This is a genomic window from Vulcanisaeta moutnovskia 768-28 (assembly GCF_000190315.1).
Classification (GTDB): Archaea; Thermoproteota; Thermoprotei; order Thermoproteales; family Thermocladiaceae; genus Vulcanisaeta; species Vulcanisaeta moutnovskia.
Genome location: NC_015151.1, coordinates 2,226,821 through 2,251,802, shown reverse-complemented (window position 1 = coordinate 2,251,802; position 24,982 = coordinate 2,226,821). Strand labels below are relative to the sequence as shown.

The following is a 24,982-nucleotide window of genomic DNA, read 5'->3' as shown; positions in this document are numbered from 1 at the left end:
TATGGCCTTAGTACAATGATCAGGAACGACAGACTTGTGGTTGCCAAGTACATGCTTGAGGATGAATTCATAGGCGAACTAGGTAGTGACAGGGCTAGGATTATTCTATATGTACATGAGGACAAGCCCTCAGAGCCTAGTTATGGACCCTCCATAGATTCCCTGGACTTACCGAGGGAATTAACAAATAGATTAAAGGGTATTGGTATTGATAGGCTCTATGATTTTCAGTGGCAGGCTTATCAGGCTATTATTAATGGTGATAATACGGTGATAATGGCTGGAACGGGTGTTGGTAAGACAGAGGCGTTTTTACTGCCGTTAATATCAATGATGAGTAGGGAAGATATCAAGGTAATAATAATGTACCCGACAAAGGCCCTTGCCAGGGATCAATTACTAAGGATGCAGCGATATCTCTCTGCGATTGATATATCAGTAATGCCGTACGATGGCGATACACCCAGTAATGCTAGGTCTAGGATTTACTCCTCACCGCCAAGCATTCTCATTACGAACCCAGACATGGTTAGCGAGGCGCTATCTCACGTTAGTAAATTTAGGGAGCTCCTTCATGAGTATAAGGTAGTAGTGCTGGATGACTTCCATGTTTATAATGGCGTTTTTGGAGCACATGTTCATTACGTACTTAAAAGAATGAGGAGGTTCATGAGGAATTGGCAGTTCGTAGTTTCCACAGCAACCGTGGGTAATCCACTGGACTTCGCCAGGGAATTGCTTGATGTTGGTAATGCTACATTGATAAGAGGACCTGAGGGTAGGAGAGGTTTAGTTAGGCATGTCCTAATAAGCCCAATAACTAGGAGTAGGCTTGCCGAGGCAGCAGAGTTGGCTAGGACATGTATAAAGAGGGATATGAAGTGCCTCGTCTTTGCTGATAGTCATAGGTTCGTTGAGTTAATTAAGAGGTTTGTTGATAAGGCTGGGTTTGGTGATAGGGTTAGGGTTCATAGGGCTGGGCTCGCTATTGAGGAGAGGCATGAGGTCGAGGACGGCTTTAAGGAGGGCAGGTACCTAGTATTACTATCCACGCCAACCCTGGAAATGGGTATTGATGTTGGTGACGCTGATGTTGCGGTTATGGCAACAATACCACCCAGCTACTCGAAGTACCTGCAGAGGAGCGGTAGGGTTGGTAGAAGAGGTCAGAGGGCTTATGTGGTTCAGGTTCTTGGTGATGATCCAATGAGTACTTACTATAGTTCAAACCCACGTGAATTCTACACGAGGAGACCTGAGGATTTATATGTTGAGTGGAGAAATGATGAGATTGCAAGAAGGCACTGCCTATTAATGGTTTATGAAAGACCCGTGAGAAGCGGCTCTGTGGATATTTACTGTGAAGAAATCCTTAAGTCATTAGTTAATGATGGCCTAGTCGAGGTTAGGGGTAATTACTACGTCGTGAGTGGTAGAGGTCGTGATGCCGTTAAGGCAATACACGGTATTAGAGGTATTGGTGATGTGATTAGGATTGTTGAGGGCAAGAAAGTCGTGGGTCATAGGGAGTTGCCCATGGCATTGAGGGAGCTTCATGACGGCGCCATCTATCTCCATGGCGGTAGGGTTTATGAGGTTTATAGACTTGATTTAAGAAATAGGGTTGCCCAGGTGAGGAAGTTACCAAGTGATTATGATCTCTATACCACAGCTCTCTATAATTCAGAGCCCAAGATTGATGATATTATTGAGGATGGTTTAATAAATTCTGTGCCTTATCAATACGTTAATTTAACGATTAGGGAAATCGTTCATGGGTACTTGGTTAAGAGGTTTGGCAGTGGTGAGGTTGTGGAGAAGAGGGAATTTAGTGAACCGTTCACGTATGAGTTCAGGACAAAGGGTGTAGTCATTTATGCCCCATTCATAACCTTCAGTCCATTTGAGAATGTGGATATTGTTGAGAGGGGCAAGGCATATCACGCCGCTGAGCACATAATCATTATGGTTGGTGAGAACGTAATTGGTGCGGGACCTACGGACTTAGGCGGTATTTCATATCCAACAGGGCATATAATAATCTATGACTCATACCCCGGTGGATCTGGCACTGCTAAGATGCTCACTAGGAGGATCAATGAAGTACTCAAGATATCACTTGGTGTATTAACTCATTGTACATGCACTGATGGTTGCCCTAAGTGTGTTTATTCGCCGTATTGTGGTAATGATAATCATTACTTATCCAGGAAAAACGCAATAAAGGTTATTGATTCAATAATTAAAGGTGCGTCGTCGAGGATCACGGAATTACCTACCGAGAGCTCCTATGATTAGTATTGATCATTGTTAACTTCCTGGATATACTGAGGAATGCGGGCATTAGTATAATCAGCGGCACTATGTACGTTATTGCCCTAAACCAAACATCATAAATTAAGTAATAATTACCTAGGCCGAGGCTATTTAGTACATATAGGTTCGCGAGTTCCCCAATGCCGGCTGATCCAGGTAATACTGATACGTATGTAAGGATTACATATGACGATGAGATTAAAATCCCAGTGGTGAGTCCAATGTGAACACCGAATGCGTAGAATATTAGCATTACATTGAGACCTGACAGAAACCATTGGGTAATGGATATTATAAAAAGTGCCAAGTTCTCAAGTGGCGTGAATTTCAGTCCATAAGTTTCATTTTGATTTATTAATATGAAATTACTTACAAACTTAATACGTAAACTTATGTACCTAAATATACGTTCAATATATCCACCCAGCCTTGCGTTTACTATTGTTATGAAGAGTACAGTATAGGCAATAAGTAGTATTAATGCCACTATGAGTGCTATTATCGGTACCGTCACAAGATTAAATAGGTAAAGCACGAGTATTATGGACGTCAGTGTTATTGTATCGATAGTATAACGAAGCACAACACCCTCAGTGGCTCTGGTCGTTGGCAACCCCTTATATGTTAAGTAGGCTATCGACACGGCCTCACCACCTATGTAGAAACCTGGTATTAGTAATGATGTGAATGTTTGGGCTGCAGCTATTTTGATTAATTCCGTGGTTTCTATTTTATAGCCCATGCCCCTATTAAAAATAATACTAAGTCTAATCCCAATGAGTATTAATTGAGTTAGGTATATGAGTTCAGATTCGATGAGGTAGAATGGGTACCTAGGCATTTCATATCTAGACGTGGCTAGGCCTGACTTTATCAGTATTATTATTGTAATTATTATCGTAACTATTGAAATAACTATGAATAGGACATCCCTACGCCAATCCTCACTAATACGATTACGTTCACTCAACTTAATTAACTAATTACTTACCGTTTTAAAGAACTTTCACACTATTTTAATCCCTGATATAGTTCTTAGCCGTATTTTCAATGCTCTGCCACACCATATCAAAGCAACCAATATACATCAGCCTAGGTACATCACTATCCAAGGACTTATTAACACAGTCAACAAAGTCAGGTAAAACAGCATTTATGGCCTCATGGACAATCTTCATCCTATCACCAAAATCAATCCTTCTCAGAGAATCAATCCAGTGAGAATCACTATGAAGCAATACTTTGACCAGGTCTTCAATCCTAACATCAAAGTCTTGACCCATTAATTTTTCTATTCTTAACCAATATTTAAATTTTTCTCAAAGTGTAATACATAATATGTAATCATAAAATCAAAGTGAATTACCATCACAAAAACAATCATATTAAAGCTATTTGAGAAAGTTAGGATTAGAGGGATGCATAATCTATGCAAATCTAATTCCATCAACCTTAGTGAGTATGCCCCTATATAGAAATGAGACCTGCCTAAGAGCAGCGTAATAATCGAATTCATCTAATGCGGATATTCCATCAATTGGTACAACGACATTATACCAATTAAGTGCAGCACTACCTGCAGTGTGTAGTACGCATATATTGGCCACAGTACCGACTATTACTAGGTTCATTGCATGAACTACATGCCTAAGCACATAGTCAAGGTCAGTACCGAAGAACGCATCATACCTGCGCTTCCTTATTATGATATCATCAGGCACGGGTTTAAGTTCATCCACAATTTCCGCGCCCCACGTACCCATGACGCAGTGCTCACCCCAAATCCTAAACTCTGGGTCATTCTTAAAGTGCCAATCCTGTGTGTATATTATTGGTACGTTAGAATCTCTAGCCTTCATAAGTAGCTTCCTTATTGCTGGTATTGTAGCCTGCGCAGTTGGTACGTATAACTTACCGTTCGGCTTTACGAAGTCATTCTGCATGTCAACAACGATCACGGCAGTATTTGACGCAGTTAATGTAACCTCCTCCTTAATCTCCATCTCAGGTATTTTTACACTACCCACTATCCTCGTCATTCAAAATAGGATTGGATGAATACCCTTAATATATTTGAGGCGGCAATTTTTACCTAAATAATTTAATTATTTTAAATCATCCTTTGAACCTTAAGCATGAACTGCTTAATCTTTGACATCACATTCTCAACGTGCCAAACAGGGTTAACAAAAACCATCAACCAACCCTTAGAACCCATTTCGAAGAAGGCAATTTTGAAGTTTGAGAAGCGAATAATGAGGTATTGATATGGACCGAGGAGGTCATCATTGATTTTAGAGGTATGATCGACGAACTCTATGAGGGAGAGGAGGTTTTTAAGGGATTTAACGGTGAGGGTGTTTGGGATGTGATAAATAAGTGGGATGCCATTTGAATCAATGATAGCGGCGCCAATAATTACTTCACCGTCTATCAACTCACTAAGCATTATCCGCTTAAGCTCGGTTTGAAGCGTCTTCTCAACGACCTTTTTATCGGGAGAAACATAAATTACCAAACTAATCCCCAAAGTAACTTATTAAATGCAACTCTTTATAAGCCTTATCATTTCAATTTATGTACTATAGAGAGTACGTAGGAATATGTAGACAAACATATATTTATAACATTTAGATTCTCATACACTATTCCTCTTACCAGCCCTACCAAGCATTTCATGAGCCCTTGCAAGCTCATCCCTCGCTAAGGCAAGAATCAAGTTAACCTCACCAGAAAGTACGGCAGCAGCCACTATCTCAGCAAACCTCAATGCATTAATTCCAGGTGGGTTACCCGAACCATATACACCAAGCATTTGAAGAGTTTCTCTCTGTGTTGGCAGTCCGGTACCACCGCCAACAGTACCAACCTCAAGACTTGGCAATGTTACTGATACATATAGGTCACCATTGTCGAGAGGCTCCATCCAAGTGATACCCATGCTAGATTCAACAACCTGAGCAACATCCTGCCCAGTGGCTATGAATATTGCCGCAATTATATTAGCGAAATGAGCATTAAATCCATAGGAATGAGCCAATGCTGAACCGAGTAAGTTCTTCCTATTATTGACCTCGGCAACGTCCTCAGCAGTGACGCCCCACCTCTCAAGGGTACTCCTTGGTATTACCGTCTCACTAATCACGGTCTTACCCCTACCAAGCAGGAAATTCACGGCATTTGCCTTCTTATCAACACACATATTACCACTGAGTGCAACTAAGCGAGCCCTTGGGAAGTTACTGAGTATGTGTTTAATGGCTTTGTCTGTGGCTATGGTCACCATATTCATACCCATAGCATCGCTAGTTGTGAACTTAAACCTAAGCCAAACATTATTACCAACAATGAATGGTTGAATACTAACAAGCTTTGCATGCCTGCTGGTTGATTCAGCCACGCCCTTTATTTCATTGAAGTGTTCATTAATCCAATTAACCAGTTCAACAGCATCAATGACGCTCGGTACTGCTATGACAGGTGCTCTCGTCATGCCATCATTAATGACCTTACTCCTTGCGCCACCAGCCTCAGTAACTATCTTAGTGCCCCTATTTACAGAGGCTACTAGGGCGCCCTCGGTTGTTGCCAAAGGTATGTAGTAAAGCCCATTGGCGTAATCACCAATCACACGTAAAGGACCAGCAATGCCTACAGGAATTTGGGCAGCCCCTATTGTATTCTCAATATTCTTACCAACTACTGTGTTGAAATCAATTACTGTTTTGCCAAGACTCTCAAGGCTCACACCAATCCTTGTCTCAATATACCTCCTCCTAACCTCGGTTGCCTTGTTCGAATCATTAAAGAACTTATCTAATTCATGAAGCTTCAATTCGCCATTATCAATTCTTGTAAATAAATCCTCAAGGCTTGCCTCCTCAACCATTAAATGACTATATTCAGGGAATATTTAAAAACTTCACATTTATGGCAACTGTTGGTGTTTAATACGACAGAAGTATACATCGTAGCCCACTCCCTAGTACCAGGAAGTAGGCACTATGAGAAGGGGCTTAAGGAATTATTTGCCGAAGCCTTCCTGAAGGTCCTTGACCAGGTTGGTAATGCAAACCTTGGAGCAATATACGTAGCCAATGCCTTCTCTGAGGTACTTCAGGACCAGAGTGTTTTGGGCGCATATTTAATGGACTACGTTGGCTTAAGGAGGATACCCGCAATTAGGATCGAGAGTGGAGATGGATCGAGCGGTATCGCAGTTCTAGAGGCCTATAACATGGTTAAGGCGGGTATTTATGACTGTGTGGCGGTTGTCGGCGTTGAGAAGATGCATGATGTAATTAACGTGAAGCTGAATAAGGCTTTATCAACAATCACTGATTATGAGTATGAGGGCTTCTTTGGGGTAACACCCGCGGCCCAGGCGGCTATGGCTATGAAGGAGTACATGATTAAGTATGGGTATGATTATGAGGACTTGGCAATATGGCCAATAAAAATGCACGAGAGAGGTAGTAAGAACCCACTTGCCTATATGAAGAAACAGGCAACGCTTAAGGACGTTCTTGAATCAGAGGTTGTTGCTGATCCATTGAGGCTTTATGACGTGGCGCCTGCGGTTGATGGTTCAGCCGCGGTTGTTCTATGCAATAAGCCGTTAAAGAGTGATGCTGTGATAAGGATTGATGGGATAGGTGTTGGTGCCTACGGAACATACACAGGCCAGAGAGACTCGCTCACTGAGTTGTACTCTGTTAGGGATGCTGCAAATATGGCCCTTAGGATGGCGCATGTCTCAATAAGCGATGTAAGTCTTGCCGAGGTTCATGATACGTATAGTATACTTGGCATGTTGGCGTTGGAATCAATGGGACTGGTAAGGCCTGGTGAAACACCGAGGCTATTATCTGCGGGTACATTAGATGTTGGTAATAAACTAGTTATTAATGCCAGTGGTGGGCTTAAGTCCATGGGATTCCCAGGTGGTGCCTCGGGAATGTATGAGTTGGCCTTAATGGTTATGGAGCTCATGAACGTAAAGCCCTTTGAGTCGCTGGGCAGGGCTGAGCTGGGTATTGTTCAGGATATGGCTGGCTTCGATTTGGTATCGACATCAATAGTACTCAGGAGGGTGGGCTGACATGGTCGACCAGAGATTATCCATACCAAGGTACTGGAGGAGGATGCCCCAGTACTATAGGCTTGAGGGTGTTCAATGCGTTAAGTGCGGCCGTGTATACTTCCCACCAAGGGCAGTATGTGAGTGCGGTTCCAGGGAGTTTAAGCCGTACCCATTACCAAGCACTGGTAAACTTATCAACTTCACAGTACTTTATTCAGTACCTGTTGAGTTTGAGAAGATGAAACCATTGATAGTGGGTATTGTGGATCTAGGTGGTGTCAAGGTTATTGGGCAGATAGTGGATTGCATGGATCCTGACAAGCTGAACCCAGGTATTGATGTTGAGGTTGTGTTTAGGATGGTGAAGATGGATGGTACCTATGGATTAATTAATTACGGTTATAAGTTCAGACCCATTAATAGTTGCTAGTCCTTCTCATTATTAAAACCCTTGCAGTAAATGCCCTCTTGATCCAATCACATACATCCTTATCATTATTACCTAGGCATAATGCATACGACCTAGTTATGAAGGCTAGATCGGCCAGAAAGGCCGCTGTTACATAGTCCTGGGCCCTTAATGCGCGGGTCATATTTTCAATAATCAATGAATAGGTTACGCCTGGATCATTTGGATCATCACCAATGCCAATCAAGTAATCCCTACTCACCTTTAACTCACCTCTAACGAGCTTAACATATTGATAATACGATAGCGCAGCTGATAGGGTATTTCCAGGGTCATTACCATTAACAACATCTAGATATGGCCTAGCAGCATCTCCGCATATTTTAAGGTCAGTCACCACATCATCCTTACTATCATTACCTATTAAGGTCCATAAAAACCTCTCCATAGCTCTAATTAACCTGTCGCTACAGCCCTCACTATTCCTCGCTTGATTCTTGTTTACCTCCATACTGATCAAACCACTTCCTCAATTCCTCAATACTAGGCTCTATAAGTGTTAATCCATTTTCAGGCTCAATTTCATACTTCATGGCCTTCCTATAGTGATTTGTTAACCTAGCCTTCTTAATGATGAGCCAACGTTCAATCTCCTTCTTCTTCTCGGGCTGCTCAATCCACATGTGGATTATGGCATCCGCAATATGCTCAGCACCGAACCCAAAGGTCATTCCGGTGGTTGGAGCGAATTGATTGGTCATTATCACCGTGACATTAGAGCGATATAGTCTCTGCCTAAGCCTATATGTTATTAACCTAGCCATTGCAGGCGCGTGGGCCCACATGGGAGCCAGGGAGTCAATGATTACTAATACATCCTTTGTAACCTTACCCTCCTCACTCACCCCAAGTGTCTCGTAAGCCTTCTCAATGCTGGCCATAACCACCTCCATACTCAATGGCGACTTAGCCCTCGACTTACCCTCCTCCTCACTAGCCCTGAGTAACTCACGGTATTGCCTGGCTAGACCGAATAGATCAATAACAACTAGGTTCGTCTTCATGTCCTTGACCTTACCAGCGAGGACATCAGCTAGACTCACAGCGTCTGACAGGTCAATATTGAATTGCTTCGCTTGTCTAACAACATCGAAGAACTTGGTCTCAGTGCTTACGTAGACCACTGGCATAGCGTCCACATTGGCTCCAGCGGCTTGTATTGTGAGTATTGACTTACCAACACCAGGCTCACCAGTTATTAACAGCCAATTACCTCTTGGAACACCACCAAGCATTGCATAATCAAGCCAGTCTACCCCAAGGCTAATCCTCCTTATTGTGCTGGACATTAGGAAAATAATATAATGTAATTTTAAAAATCATTTTAAACTAATAATGTGTATTACACCTTCAATTGCTTTATATCGGGGAAGTCATCCTCAAAGTACTCATTCTCACTTCTAACACCCTTATTCCTCTTTTCACGTTCAATACCCCTAAGCTCAACACGCCTAATCTTACCGCTAATTGTCTTGGGTAACTCGGACACGAACTCAATAGCCCTGGGTCTCTTGTATGGGGCTATGTTGAGCCTTATGAACTTAAAGATATCGTAAGCCAAGTCCTTACTTGGCTTATAGCCTGGCTTCAGGACTATATATGCCTTCGGTATGAAGCCCCTTATTGGGTCAGGGCTTGGTACAACGGCGGCCTCGGCAACGGCTGGATGCTTCAATAAGTCGCTCTCAAGTTCGAATGGGCTAATCCTATAGTCACTTGACTTGAAGACATCATCTGCACGGCCAACGAAGTATAGGTAGCCCTCCTCATCCATGAAGGCCACATCACCCGTGAAGTACAAGCCAAGCCTAAATACCTCCTTATTCTTATTCTCATCATCATAACCAATCATTAGGCCAATGGGTCTTGGGCTTGTCCTAACTGTTATGTGCCCATCCTTATTAACGCTGACTGGGTTTCCATCCTCATCAACGAGGACTATATCATAGCCAGGGGCCGGCTTACCCATTGAGCCCAGTTTAATCTTCATGCCTGGGAAGTTACCAACCATTAGCGTGGTCTCTGTCTGTCCATAACCATCACGTATGTACTTACCAGTCGCCTTATAAACACGCTCAATAACCTCTGGATTAAGGGGTTCGCCGGCGCTCACGAAGCTCTTAATCTTCTCAAGGTTATACTTTGTCAGATCCTCGAGAATTATCATACGCCAGACAGTTGGTGGCGCGCATAGTGTGTCAATACCGTAACTCTCAAGTATCTTTAGGTGATTAGCCGCACTAAACCTACCACTATAGTCATAAACCACGGTAGTGGCGCCAGCATTGAAGGCTGCGAAGAATGTTGACCAAGCCCACTTAGCCCAACCTGGGCTTGATATGTTCATATGCTTATAACCCGGCTTAGCACCAACCCAGTACATGGTTGTTAGATGGCCAATTGGGTAGCTTGACTGTGTATGCATGACCATCTTGGGTTTAGCGGTGGTACCTGATGTGAAGTAAACCAGGAGTAAATCATCTGACTTGGTCTTAACTCCCTGGAAGTTCTCTGACCTGCCACTGATTAATTCATAGTAATCAAGCCATCCAGGCCCTGGCTTACCAAGGGTTATGAAGTACTTAACGCCGAGCTTCTCGAGATTGCCCTTAATCTGATCAATCCTACTAACCACCTCTGGATCTGCAATAATGGCCTTGAAGTGAGCCCTTGATGTCCTATCCTCAATATCCGACGGTAGTAATAGGGTGGTTGCCGGTGAAATTACAGCACCTGTTTTCATGAGGGCTAGGAATGATTCGAAGAGCTCAGGCTTATTATTTAGCATAACCATGATTACATCCCCACGGCCGATACCAAGGTCCGAAAGTGCGTTGGCTAATTTATTGGATCGAGCCCTAAGTTCATGGTAGCTGAGAATCCTTGAATCACCTGACTTGAATAACTCATCATTTATGTAAATAAGGGCTGGATTTATGGAGGTCTCCGCTAGGTACTTATCGAAGTAATCCACAGCCCAGTTAAACTCACCATGTGGTGGCCACCTGAAGTTCGACCTAGCCTCTTCATAACTACCCGCGTTTAATAGTAGGTTTCTTTGTTTCAGGAACTCATTAAATGTAGAGCTGCTCATATCTTCACGTAACTATACTGATTAATAGTTTTATAAATTTTATCTTACTGATATATTTTAAGGTTTTACTATAGATATAAGTAAATATAAGGTAATATTTAAAAATATGCCCTACTGAAGTATATCAATATGGTTTCCGTGGCGCAGACAGCTCTGAATACTCTGTTCTGGGAAAGCCGCGGTCATGCTCCTTGTAATAGGCTTTGTTAATATGGGTGTGGGTAAGAATGAGCCGCGGGATTTCGGTATCGTGCTCCTCTCAGGTGCTTTAATGGAGACAATAGCCATGGCCTTTGTGATAATGGAAGGCGATGTATTCGGCGCAACGGTAGCCGCCGCATTCGTACTACTGCTATGGATGCTGGGTATCGGTCTAATCGTAGGTAAGAACTTAATGGCCATGAACCACGCCCTCTGGTTCACTGGCATATTCTTCGCGTTAATAACGGCGGAACTTATTATGTTAAGGGCTGTGATGCTATCATTCGCTATCGGCCTATTACCTATAATAACAATATTACTTGCGGCTGCCCATTACATGAATAAACCAGTAATAGGCAAGGTGGCTGGCGTAATATCAATTATTGATGGCTTCGCATTCTTTATACTAGCCTTTGCAGGTGCGGTTGGTATTGTACTACCATAATGCGACATACCTTGGGTTAAAATCATAATTTATTTCTTTATTCATTTACAATCGAATTATTTATTCATCAGCTCGTCTCTTCCTAAATCATCATTCATCCATATCATCGACCCATCATCACCAGAACTAAATACCGCAGTTGGGTATTTTAAACCTGCACGCCGATTAATGTGGCTATTACTATGCCTATAATGACTATTGCAAATCCTAGTGATGATTTTAAATTCAGTCTCTCCTTAAGCTTAACTATTGCTAGGATCTCGGTGATTACGGGTGATAATGCCGTTATTAGTGTTGGTACGGCAATCCCTGCATAATCCACTGATAAGACGTAGAGTGGGCCACCAACGCCATAACTAATTAATCCGCCGAGGAAAACCTTACTACTGACCCTAATTCTGAAGCCCTCAATGGCTATTTTCAGTAGTAATGCACCGATCATTAGGGTAATGCCCCTAATCAATATTATGCCCCAGGGGTTCGTATAGTCATAGGCCCTATAAAGGGCTAGGAAGGAGAAGGCGTAGAGTATGGCTGAGAGTAATGACATGAAGTATCCATAAAATGTGCCCTTGCCAGAACCCATTATTAGGTATAAACCAATCATTATCAATATGGCAGGCCACGTGTAGACTAGGTATGATGGACTAATCACGAGTAGGATTATTGGTAGCATAACTACGTAGGCATACGATATCACATTGGCAATACCAACATCAGCATATCTAAGTGAAATTAGGAATACGTATGTGCCAAACACGGGCCCGAGCACGGCGAAGAGCGTTCCATAAAGCCACGCACCACCATTTAATGGTGGTTTAAGTAATATGAAGGGCATAGCCAGTATGAAGGCGCCTAGGGAGTTTGATATTAAGTCGTCGAGGGCGCTATCCGTTGCGCCGACCCTATAGAGTATTGGCGATACTGCCCAGGTAAATGACGCGATCACAGCTAATACAATACCAAGTAGGTACGCCAGCATATTTCTTTCTTCATTTAACGTGAGTCTCAGCATTAAAAATAATACGCCTAATGATGTAATTAACGTGAGTTGTAAGTAAAGCATTAAAGTGCTTCGTGTGGTTAGTTAATTAATGATTAGGAAAACAATATTCCTGATCATTGGAGCAGTATTATTGATAATCGGCATATCAATAATAATTCTTTCATTAACTCAAGAACAAAGTACTGTTCAAATGCCAATAAATACATCATCACCAGCATACCTACTACTTAGTAATTGGAGGAACCTGAGCATATACATATCCACGGAATATCCAATACCAAGCCCAGTACTGAATGGGGAGTCCTCAAGACCGCCATCAATCCTACAGATATTCTATGGCCAATACGGATTACTCAGTATGAACGTCACAATCATGGGTCTAGGAAACACAAGCAAGGCTTACCTTGAACTTAATAATACTGTGATTATTAAGGGAAGTAATGGTGAGGTATCAATATTCATACCGCCTAATTACACTACCGTAGTCATGATAAGTAAATCAAATGCGTCACTTACCATTAATGTATTCATGCCAAGGACGTACAACTACCAGGTAATTAATAGTACATACTTAGTAATTAAGTCACCACTGCAACTCAGTATATACTCAAACAGGGGGATTGATATTGAGAGCGTGAGTGGGTGGACTATACTTAGTATTCATGGTAATTACACATACGTTGCGCTGAACCTGGGTAGCACCAGTACTATGCCAATTAGTGAGCTAATGAGTATTAACAATAATGAGGTGAGTAATTGGTTAGGCCTGGCCAGGAGACCGAGGTTAAGCGGTGCATTACTTACTGAGTACTACCTCAGTCTACTCCTTATTATGGATGATCAAAACCCAGTTACTGGGGAGTTCATTGCATCGCCGGAACCCGTCTATTTCTATACCTGGGTTAGGGACTCATCATTTGCAGCAATGGCGCTTCAAACGGCTGGTTATTACGGACCAGCAATGAAGTACTGGCTATGGATGTGCAGTGCACAGAACGTAAGTGGTACTTGGTACACACGGTATAATTTCTGGACTGGGGCTCCAGATGAGACCTTCGGAATACCTGAGTATGATAGTATTGGCTTGTTCCAAATCGGTGTTTGGCAGTACTATGAGTATACCCATAATAAGACGTTCCTAATGGAGGTAATGCCCTGCATAAATAAGTCATTGAATTGGGAATTAGAGGGTATTAATGAGAATAATGGTTTAATACCACAGGACCTAAGCATATGGGAGAGTAACTACGCCTATAACTTCTGGACTCAGGCAATTGATGACCTAGGCCTATACGCCGCAGCGCAGGTATATAGGGCATTGGGTCTAAACAATACCGAAATACTGAGGATTGCTAATGAATTAAACGCTACCATACAAAAATACTTCTACTCAAAGAACTTCTATTCCCAAGCTCTTACTAAGACTGTGATATACACAGGTAGTGGTTCTCAGGTTACTTACGCACCTAATGGAATACCCGACTCATCAGTAATACTCCCGATAGCCATGGGATTGATAAATCCACGCAGTGCCAGGGCAGTAAGTACTGTTAATACCGTAATACGTGTGTTGATGGTTAATGGCGGATTGGCCAGGTTTCCAGGTGATGATTATCACTATGGCTCAAGCCTGTATGATAGTACTGCGCCGGATCCTCCATGGTTGATAACCACATTATTCCTGGCAATGTATTACGAGGAGGTTGGTAATCACACGGGTGCGTTGAACATACTTACTTGGTGTGTTAGGCATTCACAGTATGGTTTATTGCCTGAGGCTATTGACCCAAGGCTTGGTTATCCGCTGCCGACGACATCGCCATTAACGTGGTCCGCGGCAATGTATGTAATCACAGCCCTTAATTATAAACCACCGCAAAAACCCACTGTTGCGGTTCTAGTCCTGGTTGCTATTGTCGTGGTGATATTGGCGATAGTAATGTTTATTGTTTATGGAAGGACTAGCCCTAGACAAGCCTAATGGTCTCCCCATTATTCATGAACACCGTTGGCATCTTCAACTGAAGTTCAAGTGCCAGTGCTAGGTTCATTATTTTGGCTGGTTCGCCATGAACAAGCATTACCTTATGTGGCTTAGGTTCCATATTCCTAACATAATTAAATAATTGTCTCCTATCACTATGTCCCGAGAACCCTGGTATTGAATCAACCTTCATCTTAATATCAAGCGTAACTCTATCTGAGTAATACCTAACTGTCAATTTCCTCTCACCCTGTTGAATTCTCCTACCAATCGTATTCTCGGCCTGGTAAGAAACAAATAGTAACATGTTTCTCTCGTCCTCGGCCGCATGCACGAAGTAATCCATTATTGGGCCTCCATTGAGCATGCCATGCGGAGCCAGTATCACGGCTGGTGGTCCCTGTAGTATCTCCATGACCTGCTCCTTACGCTTCTCAGGATCCCTAGCCCTCTCGATTGGCTTAACATACTCACTGAGGAATGGATTCACGCCATCATAAATCAACTCCCTAAGGGTCCTATTGAGGTAGTCAGGGAACATTAAGTGTACGTTTAGTGTCTCGAGGACCATGCCGTCAACGTAAATGGGCACCTTAGACAATTGCTTATTATTAATGGCCTCATTAAGCACCAGGAGTATTTCCTGGGCCCTACCCGTACTGAATACGGGGATTAACACCTTACCATCATGCTCAACAGTGTGCTTAACCAACTCAACAAGCTTCTGTTCGCTCTCCTGCCTTGGTGGTTGAATATCCTCCTTACCACCATACGTACTCTCCATGATGAGTAACTCAGCCCTCTTGAACTTATTATGGGCCGGGTTCAAAAGCCTGGTTGGGCCATACTTCATGTCACCCGTATAAATAATGTTGTAAAGGCCATTACCAATGTGTAGGTGAACCACAGCCGAACCAACCTCATGCCCTGCATCGAAGAGCATTAATTTCGTGTCTGGTGATATATCCGTTGGATGGTCAGCATAGTTAAGGGTTATTGTGTGGTAGAGGGCCTGGGCGAGGTCCTGCCTACTGTACGGTGGAACCCTACCCTCAGACTCTGCCTGTTCGATATAGTCTGTGAGTAGTACCTCCATTAGGTACTTCGTTGGCTCGGTCATGTAGACGGGGCCCTTATAACCATACTTGAATAAGTATGGCACAAAGCCAATGTGGTCCATGTGTGCGTGGGTAATAACAATAGCGTCCAGGGTATCCAGGTCAAGCTCATCAAGCAGTGGTGCCTCGTCGCCGGAGCTTGAGGGTTTAACACCGCAGTCCAGGAGTATTGAGCTTTCCTTTGTCCTAATCAATATGGCGCTCCTACCAACCTCCATCTGGGCTCCGAGTCCTGTCACGGTTATCCTAGCATCCTTATACACAGGCTCCCTATGAATCCTCATGCCAAGTCTCCTGAGGAATTCAAGTCTATCCTTAGCCGTGGCCAATTGTATCTGCTTAACAGCGTCGATATCAGACCTAGGCAGTCCAGCACCCATCTCTAGTGCAGTGGCTATTATCCAAGGCTTCCAACCAGTCTCAGCCAAAATCTCCTTCTCCAACTTACTCCTCTCCCTGACGGGCTTCTTTAGGTAAACATAGACCTCACCAGTCGGTTCATCAACCACTATGTCATCAATTATGTTTGAGCCAACGCTCTTAGTTACCATGTCCGTTATAACCCTCTTCAACTTATCAACCTCCCTAATCCTAACCTTAGGATCACCCCTAATGATTATGTACTTCTTCAACTCCTTAGCCAGGGTCTTTATGTACTCGCTGTGCTCCATTACATAACTCGGGTTCATTACGTAGATAATAACGTTGGGTCCCTCGAAATCAACCCTAGAAAACTTGGCTTCGGGCGGTAAAATCTCCATAATCTTCTTCTCCATCTCCTCCTTTAAGGATGCCATACTCAAAACCTCAAGAACCAAGGATCGATTACCGCAGACACTTAAAAAATTATCTCTAAAGAAGCATGGGAAATAACAAGGCCTATTCTGAAAATCCGATAACGAAAACCTAATAAGGCCACAAATAATGCCTAAAGACATGTCAAGGAAAGAGTACATAATGTATAAGGCGAGCGATGGCGGTGAATTAACTGCTTTCCAGGTAATGCCAGACATGCAATACAAGGCATCGGTAATCGTGATTCATGAAATCTTCGGAATAACAGAATTCATAAGGAATGTGACCAGGAGATTGGCTGGGCTTGGGTATCTGGCGGTATCGCCAAACCTATACTCGAGGAGAGCCGATGTATTTACTGAGCAAAACATAGCTGGGGTAATGAGGAGATTTTGGTCCCTACCGCCGGAGAGGAGGAGTGATCCTAAGGCAGTGAATGAGTTAATGAGTTCGCTATAGCAGACAGAGAGGGAGATTGTGCAGGAGCTTGTAATCAACAGGGACCTAACCGAGGAAAGAATGGTGAAGGACATAGTCGACACATACAACTACATAAAGAGCACCTACAAAGTCGAGAAGATGGGCATAATAGGATTCTGCATGGGAGGAGGCTTAGCATTTGAGGCATCAACAAGGGTCCCCTTCGACGCAACGGTGGTCTACTACGGTAGGAATCCGAGGAATATCAACGACATAGCCAAGATAAAGGGCGCAATACTCACAATATACGCAAGTGAGGACCCGGCGATCAACCAGGGAATACCAGACCTAATAAAGGCAGTACTCACATACAAACCCAGGTTTGAAATGGCTTTCTACCCAAGCACGTACCATGCCTTCGCCACGGAAGGCGGGCCGGTATACAATGAGGCAGCCGCAAAGGATGCCTGGGATAGGACTGTAAACTTCTTCAGGAAGTACCTGGGATGATGGACATGGGTGACGAGGAGAAGCAGAAATGGACTGGAAATACGGTAACCGATTGCTTCCTGATATGGGGTGGAAATACTGGAGCGAAGGAAAAGGGAGGGCAGGACCGAGAATAGAGGCGGTGATAATTGACTGTAAAACCTATTCACCTATCGAGTTCCTACTAGGTCCTGGGTAGTGGATTGGTACAGCCGAGCCTAGTCATGGCATCATCAATACTTTGCGATCTCCCATCATCACCATTACTCAAAGCCTCCCTCAGCATTTCGGTTAGTTTTCCACATACTATGGCCCTAACCCAATCATGTCTCATCACCTCACCCTGCCGTGCACGTACGGCTCTCATGCCACCACCCCACGGAGTAACACTCGCATTAATCCCCAGGGCATTAAGACTCTCCAAAACCCTCGCGATTTCAGCCTCATCCTTGTAAACAGCGACCAACTCCACATAACCATCGCAAACCCTCACCGTCATTTTCACACCACCAATAATCACAGAAGATCTACCCTTCGACCTATAACCCATGCCAGTCAAATCAATCAACAGCCTAAGCTTAACCGCATCACCCAATCGAGCCAAATCCCCAATAATAACCCCAAACACGGGATCACCCAACTACTTCCCAGCCAACTTAACAGCCCTCGAAGACCTAACCCTAACAACCCACTCCCACCCATACCCACCATCCCTAAAACCCAACCCCCTCAACCTCTCAATAATCGGCACCCACAACCCATACTTACCACCACCCATGAACAACCTAATCTCCCTCACATCATACTTGTCCTGAATATCAACATTACCATCACCAAACACGGCAAACCACAAAAACAACCAATCATCAAACCCAACAACCTCCCCAACAAATCCACGCTTAACATCAACCACACTCCTACCTTTAAACTTATAATTAAGAGATTCCAATTGCCATGCAATGCTTATATTATCGTTGATACTGATACCATCTATAGCTATGTAATTTTTACCTGGAAACGCTAAATACCACACAATGCTCTGCCACATTTGATGTGTGCCCATTCCTGGATAGCCTCGGTAAATTGATACATCCGTCAAAAGTAATCCATATTGCATGACCTTCAATATACTATCATTAAATAATTTTGGCACTTCAATATGCTCACCTTTAAAGACCTGTGAATGTAAATTTCACAGTTATGTTGCCATCCCTAGCAATCCTGCATACATTTATTGTTATTATGATTAGTATACATATGCACTATAAAACTCCTGCCTTTATTATTTAGATCTCCAGTTACCGGTACTGTTATTTCACCTCTAGTTAGCTTAACAATTAGTTCTTCAAGTTCTATCTTATATGATTTTAACCATCTTTTTCTTGCTTTCCTTGAGAGCTTAAGCATTATTTCTGTTATTCTAAGCATAGCACTCCTAGCTTCAGAAATCTTTTCATTACCTCCTTCGGATATCTTAATCCTTAAATATTCAATGAATTTTGACAAGTCATTAATATAAACATCGAATGGTGATCTTTCATCACTTAATAGAATGTCTTTATGCTTCTCAACTCGATTCAGAAATGTATTAATAAGTTTCAAAGCTTCCTTTCTTGTAGTTTCATTGGTCTCATTACCGCATTTCAGGCAATTATTACCCCTAACTTTTACGTCCCAGCAGACCCTAATCTTATCAGAGACCTGAAGAGCCATTAAGCATCTATAAACCTATTCTCAACCTGATTAATAAATTACTTTCATAGATTGTGCTGAAAGTTGTCAATTAATTTCAGACCGATACGATTACTTTTATCGATACTCAAAACCTACGCATAATCGTTAACCAGGTCATTAATAAAAACTTAAAAATCACTTAGGTCATTATCATTATCGGGGCCGTAGTCTAGCCTGGCTAGGATGCTCGGCTTGGATGTCCACCACCGGGACATTGCTTGGAGCCGGTGGTGGCGGGGTATGCCCGAGTGATCCCGGGTTCAAATCCCGGCGGCCCCACCATGTTTGTTTTTTAGTTATATGGCTGGTAATGCCTTGGTTTTCTTTGGTTGTTTTGTTGTTGGGTTTACCTCTAGTCTTGGGTCTTCTAGTGGGTACATGCCTAGTGCTTCTGCTTGTATTCCTGGGTAGAGACTACGATTGCTGTTGTCCTCTCGCCCATGCGCTCGATTATTGCTTCGCCGATGTCTCTCGATTATCCTGTCCTCTACCGTCCTGAATCTCCACCTTTTCATTGGTTCTATTTCCAACTCCCTGAGTCTCGAGGCCTTAATCCACGTGTAGGTGCTGCCCATGTCAACGAGTAAATCAAGCTCTAGGCACTTACCCGAGTCCCTTGGGTTGCAGAGCCTGACTTTAGCCGCAGTAATCCTCCCATCAGTCATTATGTTGCTAGGGAAGTTAATAAGGCTGCTGGACTGGACTAGTCCTTGATTGTTGCCTTCGTTAGTAATGCCTCGGTGGGCTTTAACCTCTTCTCAATGGGGTCTGGCGCCAGGCCGAGTTGTTCCATGGTTACTGAACCAAGTAGGTAGTTGCTCTCATCATCAAAGATAACCGGCGTTGCCGATGTTGTGAACCCTCAACCTCGATGCCCGCTTCACCCAACGGCCTCTCAATAACCCTACCGTCAGCCAGCCTAAGCCTAACTGACCTAGTGGGCTTGATGCCTAAATCCTCGAGTACCCTACCAGGTATCATGGTGTATGTTGAGTCTGTATCCACGAGTAGGTCAACCGTGGCTGACCTCACCGGTTCCTTAACGTTCCAAATGCGCGCCTTAACGCTGAATATGCCCATTAGTTAATCCAATATCTTATTCATTATCTCCTTAAATATTTTTCAAGCTCTGAAGTTCGCTTCCCCATCAAGGAGGTCGGGCTTAATATCCTTTAATCATAAATCAAAGAGCACTCCATCCCGGAAGTTTATAAGGATATTTCAGAACCACTTTTTCATATTAAGGCTCTGGGTTACTGTGGTTGCATTGTTTAGTAGTTTATTTAATTCCTTGTCCCTGAGGTACATCCTCCTGTATAGTGCTATTGGATAGTCTGCATGGATTAACTTGTCGTGCTTTATGTCATTGGGTTGTGTAAGTACTACCCTGCGATCTTGATGGAGTACGTATACATTTAAGGGCATTAGTAGCTTGGTTATTACCTTGTCGATTGTTCTTATGCCCGCTGCTTTCATGTAGAGTCTTATGTAGATCTTGGTACTTCCTGAATCAATGGGCGCGAAGAACGCTATAATCCTCATATTCCTTGATATGTAATTCTCCCAAATATTTGGGTATATGAACCATAGGTAATTCTTTAACTTACTCGCATCTATTTGATTGCTTCTTAATAGTCTTTGCCCTCTATCGACCTCATTAAATGGGTAGATAATGAATGAGTGTTCATCAATGAGTCTGACCAGAGGTCCATGAACCAGGGTCTTACCGCCCCTACCAATCGTATTATAATGAACAAAGGGTAAGTGAAATACGTCTAGTTGATTCTCAACAGCCCTCGGCAGGGACACACTCCACACCTCACTATACTCAGAGTACGTACTTAACTCATCTAAATCGTCGAAGAACCTCGGTGGCTTACTTAGATCTCCATTACCGTACCAGATCCAAATAATGTCGTAGGTCTCGTATGTTGGAATTGAAAATGCCCTTAAATACTTCGGTACTTCAGACGCCTTGCCCAGGGCAGGGATCTTAACAGTTCTTCCCGATCCATCGAATTCAAAGCCGTGGTATGGGCATTGAATATTGCCATCGACCACCTTACCCAGTGAAAGTTTGGCATGCCTGTGCGGGCAGTCATCAAGCAGTGCATTCACCTTTCCCGACTTATCCCGCCAGAACACCAGGTTCATATTCAGCCTCTTAACACCAAGGGGCCTATCCCTTCCCACTTCGCTTGATGAGAGTGTTGCAATCCACATAGGCAATCACGACATTAGGGTTCTCCATTATAAACCTATCGATACCTCATGAAGCCCACGTGAATGATTAATGACCGTAGTGAGAACTATATCTAGCGCAGTTGAGGAATAAGTAATGAGTGATTCATGAGGTTACGCCTGGAATACCTACACATAACCATTCTCTGACAACCTATTCACAAGCCAAGCCCACATTGCTTGGCTCCTCCTTGAAAATATCGCGTAATAGAAAAAGGTTGCTGATGAAGTAAGTATTATTGCAGCGAACGCTGCGCTTATTAACTACAATACGGTGAGCACGGGATAGAGCGTCGCCACCACGGCTAAGGCATACGGTACCATGTATATACCCAGCGTCACCACAAGCATCGCAAATACCAGGTACATTCTCAACGAATACACAACATCCCTTTGCGGCAACTGCAACTCTCTTACCTGGGGAATACCGATATAAGCCGCAATCAACCAACCGAGTACTGGCATGGTCATTATTACGGAGACCAATGCCATGGCGAGGAACAACGCGGGTTTAAAGAAAACACTTTGTACCGCATACGCTGCTACCCAGGGTATTAACGCTATAGTAGTCATTATCGTCCTAGCGCCCATCCTATACTTGAAGTAGCAGTATGGGTCCGTAGATAAGCTTAACCAAAGCCTCTCGTTACTTATGGTTGTTGATAGAACAGAGTAAAGCATTAAGTAGATTAAGTAGAAAGAAAGTGCTGAAGTAATTAATTGGAAGGTCATACCTCGGATAATCAATGAAACCACGCAGTAAGATACTGCAAACAAAACTGATACTAACGTAACCCTTTTGAGAACGTTGGATCTCGCCCCACTACGTACATTTACGGCATACGCAGAAGTAAACCAAATAACGCCCCACTGAGTTCTCGGGAAACTAATAGTCTTAATGAGCTTACCCTTACCTGTTTGACGTGGTTCCAACGTAGACCTGAAATTCAGTAGGCCATAGGCATTTGTGTATAGCTCCCTTATGTATTGTTTCGGGATCGTGAATAGGGCGAGCACGAATAAAGCCAGGGCATAAACCACGTAGATTGGGCTTGGGCTAATAAGACCATAGAATGGCGATAATCTGGGCTTGAAAAGACTTATGGAAAGAATAATTAATATGGGTATTGATAGTGGTAGTTTAATGCGCCATGGACTTAACTGGACATTAGTTATAAAGATCACGATAAAGCCCGACATAAGGAGTAGTGATGCCACGTAATAAATAATGTCAAGACCAGGCCTTACCGCAAAAACAGTAAGTACGAGAAAGAGCATGGGATAAACCAAACCTGTAGCTATTGACCTAGCTATAACATATTCTAAAGGATCTATTTCCGTCATAAAGATCACATCAACCACAGACTTGGTGATGGCGAATGTACGTGATACAGATGCGTATGAGATTAGGATACTTATTATAGCGAAGAAGTTCAAGTAAAACAGAATAACCTCCAATAAAATACCCTCACCATGATTACCCGTGTAGAAAGAATAGTACATAAAGACTAAAGATGCAAGCCAGAAAACGTACCACCTCCTGTACATCTGCTTAATCTCAAAATACGCTATTTTCAAGATCCTCATCTCATCAACCTCGCCACAACCTCCTCAATACGCTCACCAGCGCTTGCCGCTATTTCCTTAAGCTCATCCATAGCACCCTGCCAAACAATGACACCTCTATTAATCACAATGACCCTACCGGCCAACCTCTCGGCAATTGACATTATATGTGTCGACACAAGCAATGTGGAGCCAGAGGCATTTAATTCCCTGAATAACTTAATCACAGCCTCCTGGGTCGGTATGTCCAGGTAATTAAGTGGTTCATCAAGCAGCAATACCCTGGGCCTATGCATGATTGTCAGAGCAATCGCAAGCCTTTGCCTATTACCCCTTGATAATGAGTCAGCCGTTCTGTCGGCTAGGTCCTCAAGGCCTAATAGCTTAATGGTTTCGTCGATCACAGAATCACTCAATTCCCTGAGCACGGCGACGTACTCCGGGTTCTCCCTAACAGTGAGGTTGAGGAATGGTACGGCATCCTCAGGTAAGTAACCAAGGCATGCCTTAGCATTCCTCGGCTGCCTCTGAACATCAAAGTTACAGACGTGGGCGCTCCCTGAGTCCGATCTTAATAGGCCAGCGAGTATCCTGAGGGTTGTTGTCTTGCCAGCACCGTTAGGACCCAGTAAGGCTGCGGCCTCACCACATTCAATCCTGAAACTAATGCCATTCAATGCGGTAATACCGTTAAATCGCTTAACAAGCCCACTTGCTGTAATGCATATGTACTTTCGTAAACGTGATAATTCTAATAAGCCTTACGCCCACGATATTGGTAATGCCTTTAGGTAAATTATGATAATAATCCATACATGAGTCATGGCACTCAGAGAATAATCATAAGAAGATTAGGCCAGGCACTAATTATGGTTAGTGTGATATTCTGGGCTTAGTCGGCATATACTCAGTGATTAGATATGCAATGCTGTTTTCTTCATATATTAAACTTGGCCTAGGCTATATAACTATTGATGTAATATACCTAATACAGGGTTTACTAATGATTAGGTCCATGGGAAATAGGAATTATGCAGAATTACCATGCCCATTATAGCAGTTATCATTGGTGCATCGCCTGGTTTGATCATAGGCTTAATGACTAATTACATATTCATGATAATTGACCTGGCAGTATTAATCATCACGATCCTCTTAATATACGCATTAATACGCATGGTGATAGATTATGGGTTAGGTATAATGGCGATGCTAAATGTGGGAATAACCACGGCATCCCTGGGCATGTCCCTAATGCTCACCTGGTTGAGTACAGCGGGGAGTGTGATAACGGCTGTGGAATTGGCATTAACAGCCATGGGGCTCCAGGAGCACCTAAACAAGGCGTGGGAATGCCAAGTACCTTATCAAGGCTCTAGCTATTTTAAGGGTAGTGGTTGATTATGATTAGGTCTTCCTCGAATTCCTAGACCTTCTACTGGGTCTTCTGCCCTGTCTTGTGGAGGGCTTCTCCTCAGTCGTGGTATCCCTACTACCTGTGAGGTAGTTATTTATTATTTCGTAGGCTGTACCTGGATCACTAATACCGATAAGTCTCCTAGCCAATTCAACCTCACCGATGTACTCAAGCCACTGAACAATATGGCCCTCCCTAAGGTGATACTCAAGGGCCTTTGGATCAACATTAAGAAGTCTCCCAAACTCACTCCTCAACTCATTGACGTTGTGAGCCACGCCAATGATCCTATCAAAGGACTTGAAGTAGAATGGTTCCTTACCAGGGAATTCACTGTTAGCCCTCAATCCAGTACTGATACTCATTGATACTGGCTATAGTCCGGTTATATAAATGTTGCCTTTTCACGTTCAACCTCTAATTAAGACAACGACTTAGGGATTCGAGAAACCAAGTACATGATACATTGCTGACGCAAGCACGAGTAGGGAACCAATGACTAGGAAATTAATCAATAATTAAGTATATAATAACCACCACAGCACAAAAGTTCAAGTTTATGCTGATAAATGAAACCATCAACGCACTTAGGGAACCAACACGA

At 43.2% G+C, this 24,982-nt stretch carries 26 protein-coding genes, 1 tRNA gene and 1 pseudogene; 9 read left to right on the top strand and 19 right to left on the bottom strand.

Annotated features, from left to right (window positions below; genetic code table 11):
- The first annotated feature begins 15 nt into the window (after window positions 1–15).
- Window positions 16–2,298, top strand: coding sequence for a DEAD/DEAH box helicase (locus VMUT_RS11895; RefSeq protein WP_052298560.1), 2,283 nt, complete (start codon window positions 16–18; stop codon window positions 2,296–2,298).
- On the opposite strand, the gene VMUT_RS11890 is transcribed toward VMUT_RS11895, so the two are convergent.
- The 5 genes from VMUT_RS11890 to hmgA form a co-directional block, all read right to left on the bottom strand.
- Complete coding sequence (locus tag VMUT_RS11890) at window positions 2,276–3,286, bottom strand: lysylphosphatidylglycerol synthase transmembrane domain-containing protein (protein ID WP_048057078.1); 1,011 nt, start codon at window positions 3,284–3,286, stop codon at window positions 2,276–2,278. The two genes, VMUT_RS11895 and VMUT_RS11890, sit on opposite strands and share 23 nt — an antisense overlap.
- Before the next feature lie 46 nt (window positions 3,287–3,332).
- Window positions 3,333–3,599 carry a hypothetical protein gene (locus tag VMUT_RS11885; protein WP_013605651.1) on the bottom strand — a complete coding sequence of 89 codons (267 nt, stop codon included), beginning with the start codon at window positions 3,597–3,599 and terminating at the stop codon, window positions 3,333–3,335.
- A 144-nt stretch (window positions 3,600–3,743) separates the two neighbouring features.
- A complete protein-coding gene (locus VMUT_RS11880) occupies window positions 3,744–4,355 on the bottom strand; it encodes a cysteine hydrolase family protein (RefSeq protein WP_013605650.1) in 612 nt (203 codons plus the stop codon).
- A gap of 71 nt (window positions 4,356–4,426) precedes the next feature.
- Window positions 4,427–4,846 carry a hypothetical protein gene (locus tag VMUT_RS11875; protein WP_052298559.1) on the bottom strand — a complete coding sequence of 140 codons (420 nt, stop codon included), beginning with the start codon at window positions 4,844–4,846 and terminating at the stop codon, window positions 4,427–4,429.
- Between the two features lie 108 nt (window positions 4,847–4,954).
- Window positions 4,955–6,205, bottom strand: a complete 1,251-nt coding sequence (gene hmgA, locus VMUT_RS11870; protein ID WP_013605649.1) for a hydroxymethylglutaryl-CoA reductase (NADPH) — start codon at window positions 6,203–6,205, stop codon at window positions 4,955–4,957.
- Between the two features lie 54 nt (window positions 6,206–6,259).
- Here hmgA and VMUT_RS11865 point away from each other — a divergent pair, with 54 nt between their 5' ends.
- Window positions 6,260–7,417: a thiolase C-terminal domain-containing protein gene (locus tag VMUT_RS11865; protein ID WP_013605648.1), complete on the top strand. Its 1,158-nt coding sequence runs from the start codon at window positions 6,260–6,262 to the stop codon at window positions 7,415–7,417.
- A gap of 1 nt (window position 7,418) precedes the next feature.
- Window positions 7,419–7,829 carry a Zn-ribbon domain-containing OB-fold protein gene (locus VMUT_RS11860; RefSeq protein ID WP_013605647.1) on the top strand — a complete coding sequence of 137 codons (411 nt, stop codon included), beginning with the start codon at window positions 7,419–7,421 and terminating at the stop codon, window positions 7,827–7,829.
- On the opposite strand, the gene VMUT_RS11855 is transcribed toward VMUT_RS11860, so the two are convergent.
- The 3 genes from VMUT_RS11855 to VMUT_RS11845 are packed head-to-tail and all read right to left on the bottom strand — an operon-like array spanning window position 7,816 to window position 10,962.
- Window positions 7,816–8,319 carry a hypothetical protein gene (locus VMUT_RS11855; RefSeq protein WP_048057077.1) on the bottom strand — a complete coding sequence of 168 codons (504 nt, stop codon included), beginning with the start codon at window positions 8,317–8,319 and terminating at the stop codon, window positions 7,816–7,818. The genes VMUT_RS11860 and VMUT_RS11855 overlap by 14 nt on opposite strands.
- The gene (locus tag VMUT_RS11850) at window positions 8,288–9,157 is read right to left on the bottom strand and encodes an ATPase domain-containing protein (protein ID WP_013605645.1); all 870 of its coding nucleotides are present in this window, start codon (window positions 9,155–9,157) and stop codon (window positions 8,288–8,290) included. The genes VMUT_RS11855 and VMUT_RS11850 overlap by 32 nt, the downstream gene beginning before the upstream one ends.
- Before the next feature lie 53 nt (window positions 9,158–9,210).
- The gene (locus VMUT_RS11845; protein WP_013605644.1) at window positions 9,211–10,962 is read right to left on the bottom strand and encodes an acetate--CoA ligase; all 1,752 of its coding nucleotides are present in this window, start codon (window positions 10,960–10,962) and stop codon (window positions 9,211–9,213) included.
- A 184-nt stretch (window positions 10,963–11,146) separates the two neighbouring features.
- On the opposite strand from VMUT_RS11845, the gene VMUT_RS11840 reads away from it, so the two are divergent.
- A complete protein-coding gene (locus tag VMUT_RS11840) occupies window positions 11,147–11,608 on the top strand; it encodes a hypothetical protein (RefSeq protein WP_013605643.1) in 462 nt (153 codons plus the stop codon).
- A gap of 148 nt (window positions 11,609–11,756) precedes the next feature.
- Here the strand turns inward: VMUT_RS11840 and VMUT_RS11835 are convergent, their stop codons facing one another.
- The gene (locus VMUT_RS11835; protein WP_013605642.1) at window positions 11,757–12,674 is read right to left on the bottom strand and encodes an EamA family transporter; all 918 of its coding nucleotides are present in this window, start codon (window positions 12,672–12,674) and stop codon (window positions 11,757–11,759) included.
- Window positions 12,675–12,702: 28 nt separating this feature from the next.
- Between VMUT_RS11835 and VMUT_RS12390 the strand changes: the two genes are divergently transcribed.
- On the top strand, window positions 12,703–14,595 hold the full coding sequence (locus tag VMUT_RS12390) for a glycoside hydrolase family 15 protein (RefSeq protein ID WP_013605641.1): 1,893 nt from the start codon (window positions 12,703–12,705) through the stop codon (window positions 14,593–14,595).
- Here the strand turns inward: VMUT_RS12390 and VMUT_RS11820 are convergent.
- Entirely contained in the window at window positions 14,582–16,513 is a 1,932-nt protein-coding gene (locus tag VMUT_RS11820) for a beta-CASP ribonuclease aCPSF1 (protein WP_048057320.1), read from the bottom strand. The two genes, VMUT_RS12390 and VMUT_RS11820, sit on opposite strands and share 14 nt — an antisense overlap.
- Before the next feature lie 127 nt (window positions 16,514–16,640).
- Here VMUT_RS11820 and VMUT_RS13410 point away from each other — a divergent pair.
- A pseudogene (locus VMUT_RS13410) lies at window positions 16,641–17,441 on the top strand (dienelactone hydrolase family protein).
- A 163-nt stretch (window positions 17,442–17,604) separates the two neighbouring features.
- On the opposite strand, the gene VMUT_RS12385 reads toward VMUT_RS13410, so the two are convergent.
- From VMUT_RS12385 to VMUT_RS12375, 3 genes are read right to left on the bottom strand one after another with little or no spacing between them, the layout of a single operon-like run.
- Window positions 17,605–18,048, bottom strand: a complete 444-nt coding sequence (locus VMUT_RS12385) for a hypothetical protein (protein ID WP_052298558.1) — start codon at window positions 18,046–18,048, stop codon at window positions 17,605–17,607.
- A gap of 12 nt (window positions 18,049–18,060) precedes the next feature.
- Entirely contained in the window at window positions 18,061–18,573 is a 513-nt protein-coding gene (locus tag VMUT_RS12380) for a hypothetical protein (protein ID WP_052298557.1), read from the bottom strand.
- A gap of 59 nt (window positions 18,574–18,632) precedes the next feature.
- On the bottom strand, window positions 18,633–19,133 hold the full coding sequence (locus tag VMUT_RS12375) for a hypothetical protein (RefSeq protein ID WP_052298556.1): 501 nt from the start codon (window positions 19,131–19,133) through the stop codon (window positions 18,633–18,635).
- A 179-nt stretch (window positions 19,134–19,312) separates the two neighbouring features.
- Between VMUT_RS12375 and VMUT_RS11805 the strand changes: the two genes are divergently transcribed.
- Window positions 19,313–19,436 (top strand) — tRNA-Pro (locus VMUT_RS11805).
- 14 nt (window positions 19,437–19,450) lie between these two features.
- On the opposite strand, the gene VMUT_RS11800 is transcribed toward VMUT_RS11805, so the two are convergent.
- The 5 genes from VMUT_RS11800 to VMUT_RS11780 all read right to left on the bottom strand — a co-directional run bounded on the left by VMUT_RS11800 (window position 19,451) and on the right by VMUT_RS11780 (window position 23,638).
- Window positions 19,451–19,819: a hypothetical protein gene (locus tag VMUT_RS11800; protein WP_013605639.1), complete on the bottom strand. Its 369-nt coding sequence runs from the start codon at window positions 19,817–19,819 to the stop codon at window positions 19,451–19,453.
- Window positions 19,820–19,949: 130 nt separating this feature from the next.
- Window positions 19,950–20,234 carry an aspartyl protease family protein gene (locus tag VMUT_RS11795; protein WP_013605638.1) on the bottom strand — a complete coding sequence of 95 codons (285 nt, stop codon included), beginning with the start codon at window positions 20,232–20,234 and terminating at the stop codon, window positions 19,950–19,952.
- 141 nt (window positions 20,235–20,375) lie between these two features.
- Window positions 20,376–21,377: a Rieske 2Fe-2S domain-containing protein gene (locus tag VMUT_RS11790; RefSeq protein ID WP_013605637.1), complete on the bottom strand. Its 1,002-nt coding sequence runs from the start codon at window positions 21,375–21,377 to the stop codon at window positions 20,376–20,378.
- Window positions 21,378–21,659: 282 nt separating this feature from the next.
- A complete protein-coding gene (locus tag VMUT_RS11785) occupies window positions 21,660–22,982 on the bottom strand; it encodes a hypothetical protein (protein WP_013605636.1) in 1,323 nt (440 codons plus the stop codon).
- Window positions 22,979–23,638: an ABC transporter ATP-binding protein gene (locus VMUT_RS11780; RefSeq protein WP_013605635.1), complete on the bottom strand. Its 660-nt coding sequence runs from the start codon at window positions 23,636–23,638 to the stop codon at window positions 22,979–22,981. The genes VMUT_RS11785 and VMUT_RS11780 overlap by 4 nt, the downstream gene beginning before the upstream one ends.
- Window positions 23,639–23,886: 248 nt before the next feature.
- On the opposite strand from VMUT_RS11780, the gene VMUT_RS13315 reads away from it, so the two are divergent.
- Both VMUT_RS13315 and VMUT_RS11775 read left to right on the top strand, forming a co-directional pair.
- Window positions 23,887–24,018, top strand: a complete 132-nt coding sequence (locus tag VMUT_RS13315; protein WP_258167466.1) for a hypothetical protein — start codon at window positions 23,887–23,889, stop codon at window positions 24,016–24,018.
- Window positions 24,006–24,362 (top strand): hypothetical protein, encoded by a 357-nt coding sequence (locus tag VMUT_RS11775; protein ID WP_013605634.1) that lies wholly within the window; start codon window positions 24,006–24,008, stop codon window positions 24,360–24,362. The genes VMUT_RS13315 and VMUT_RS11775 overlap by 13 nt, the downstream gene beginning before the upstream one ends.
- A gap of 6 nt (window positions 24,363–24,368) precedes the next feature.
- Here the strand turns inward: VMUT_RS11775 and VMUT_RS11770 are convergent, their stop codons facing one another.
- The gene (locus tag VMUT_RS11770; protein ID WP_013605633.1) at window positions 24,369–24,743 is read right to left on the bottom strand and encodes a hypothetical protein; all 375 of its coding nucleotides are present in this window, start codon (window positions 24,741–24,743) and stop codon (window positions 24,369–24,371) included.
- Between the last annotated feature and the right edge of the window lie 239 nt (window positions 24,744–24,982).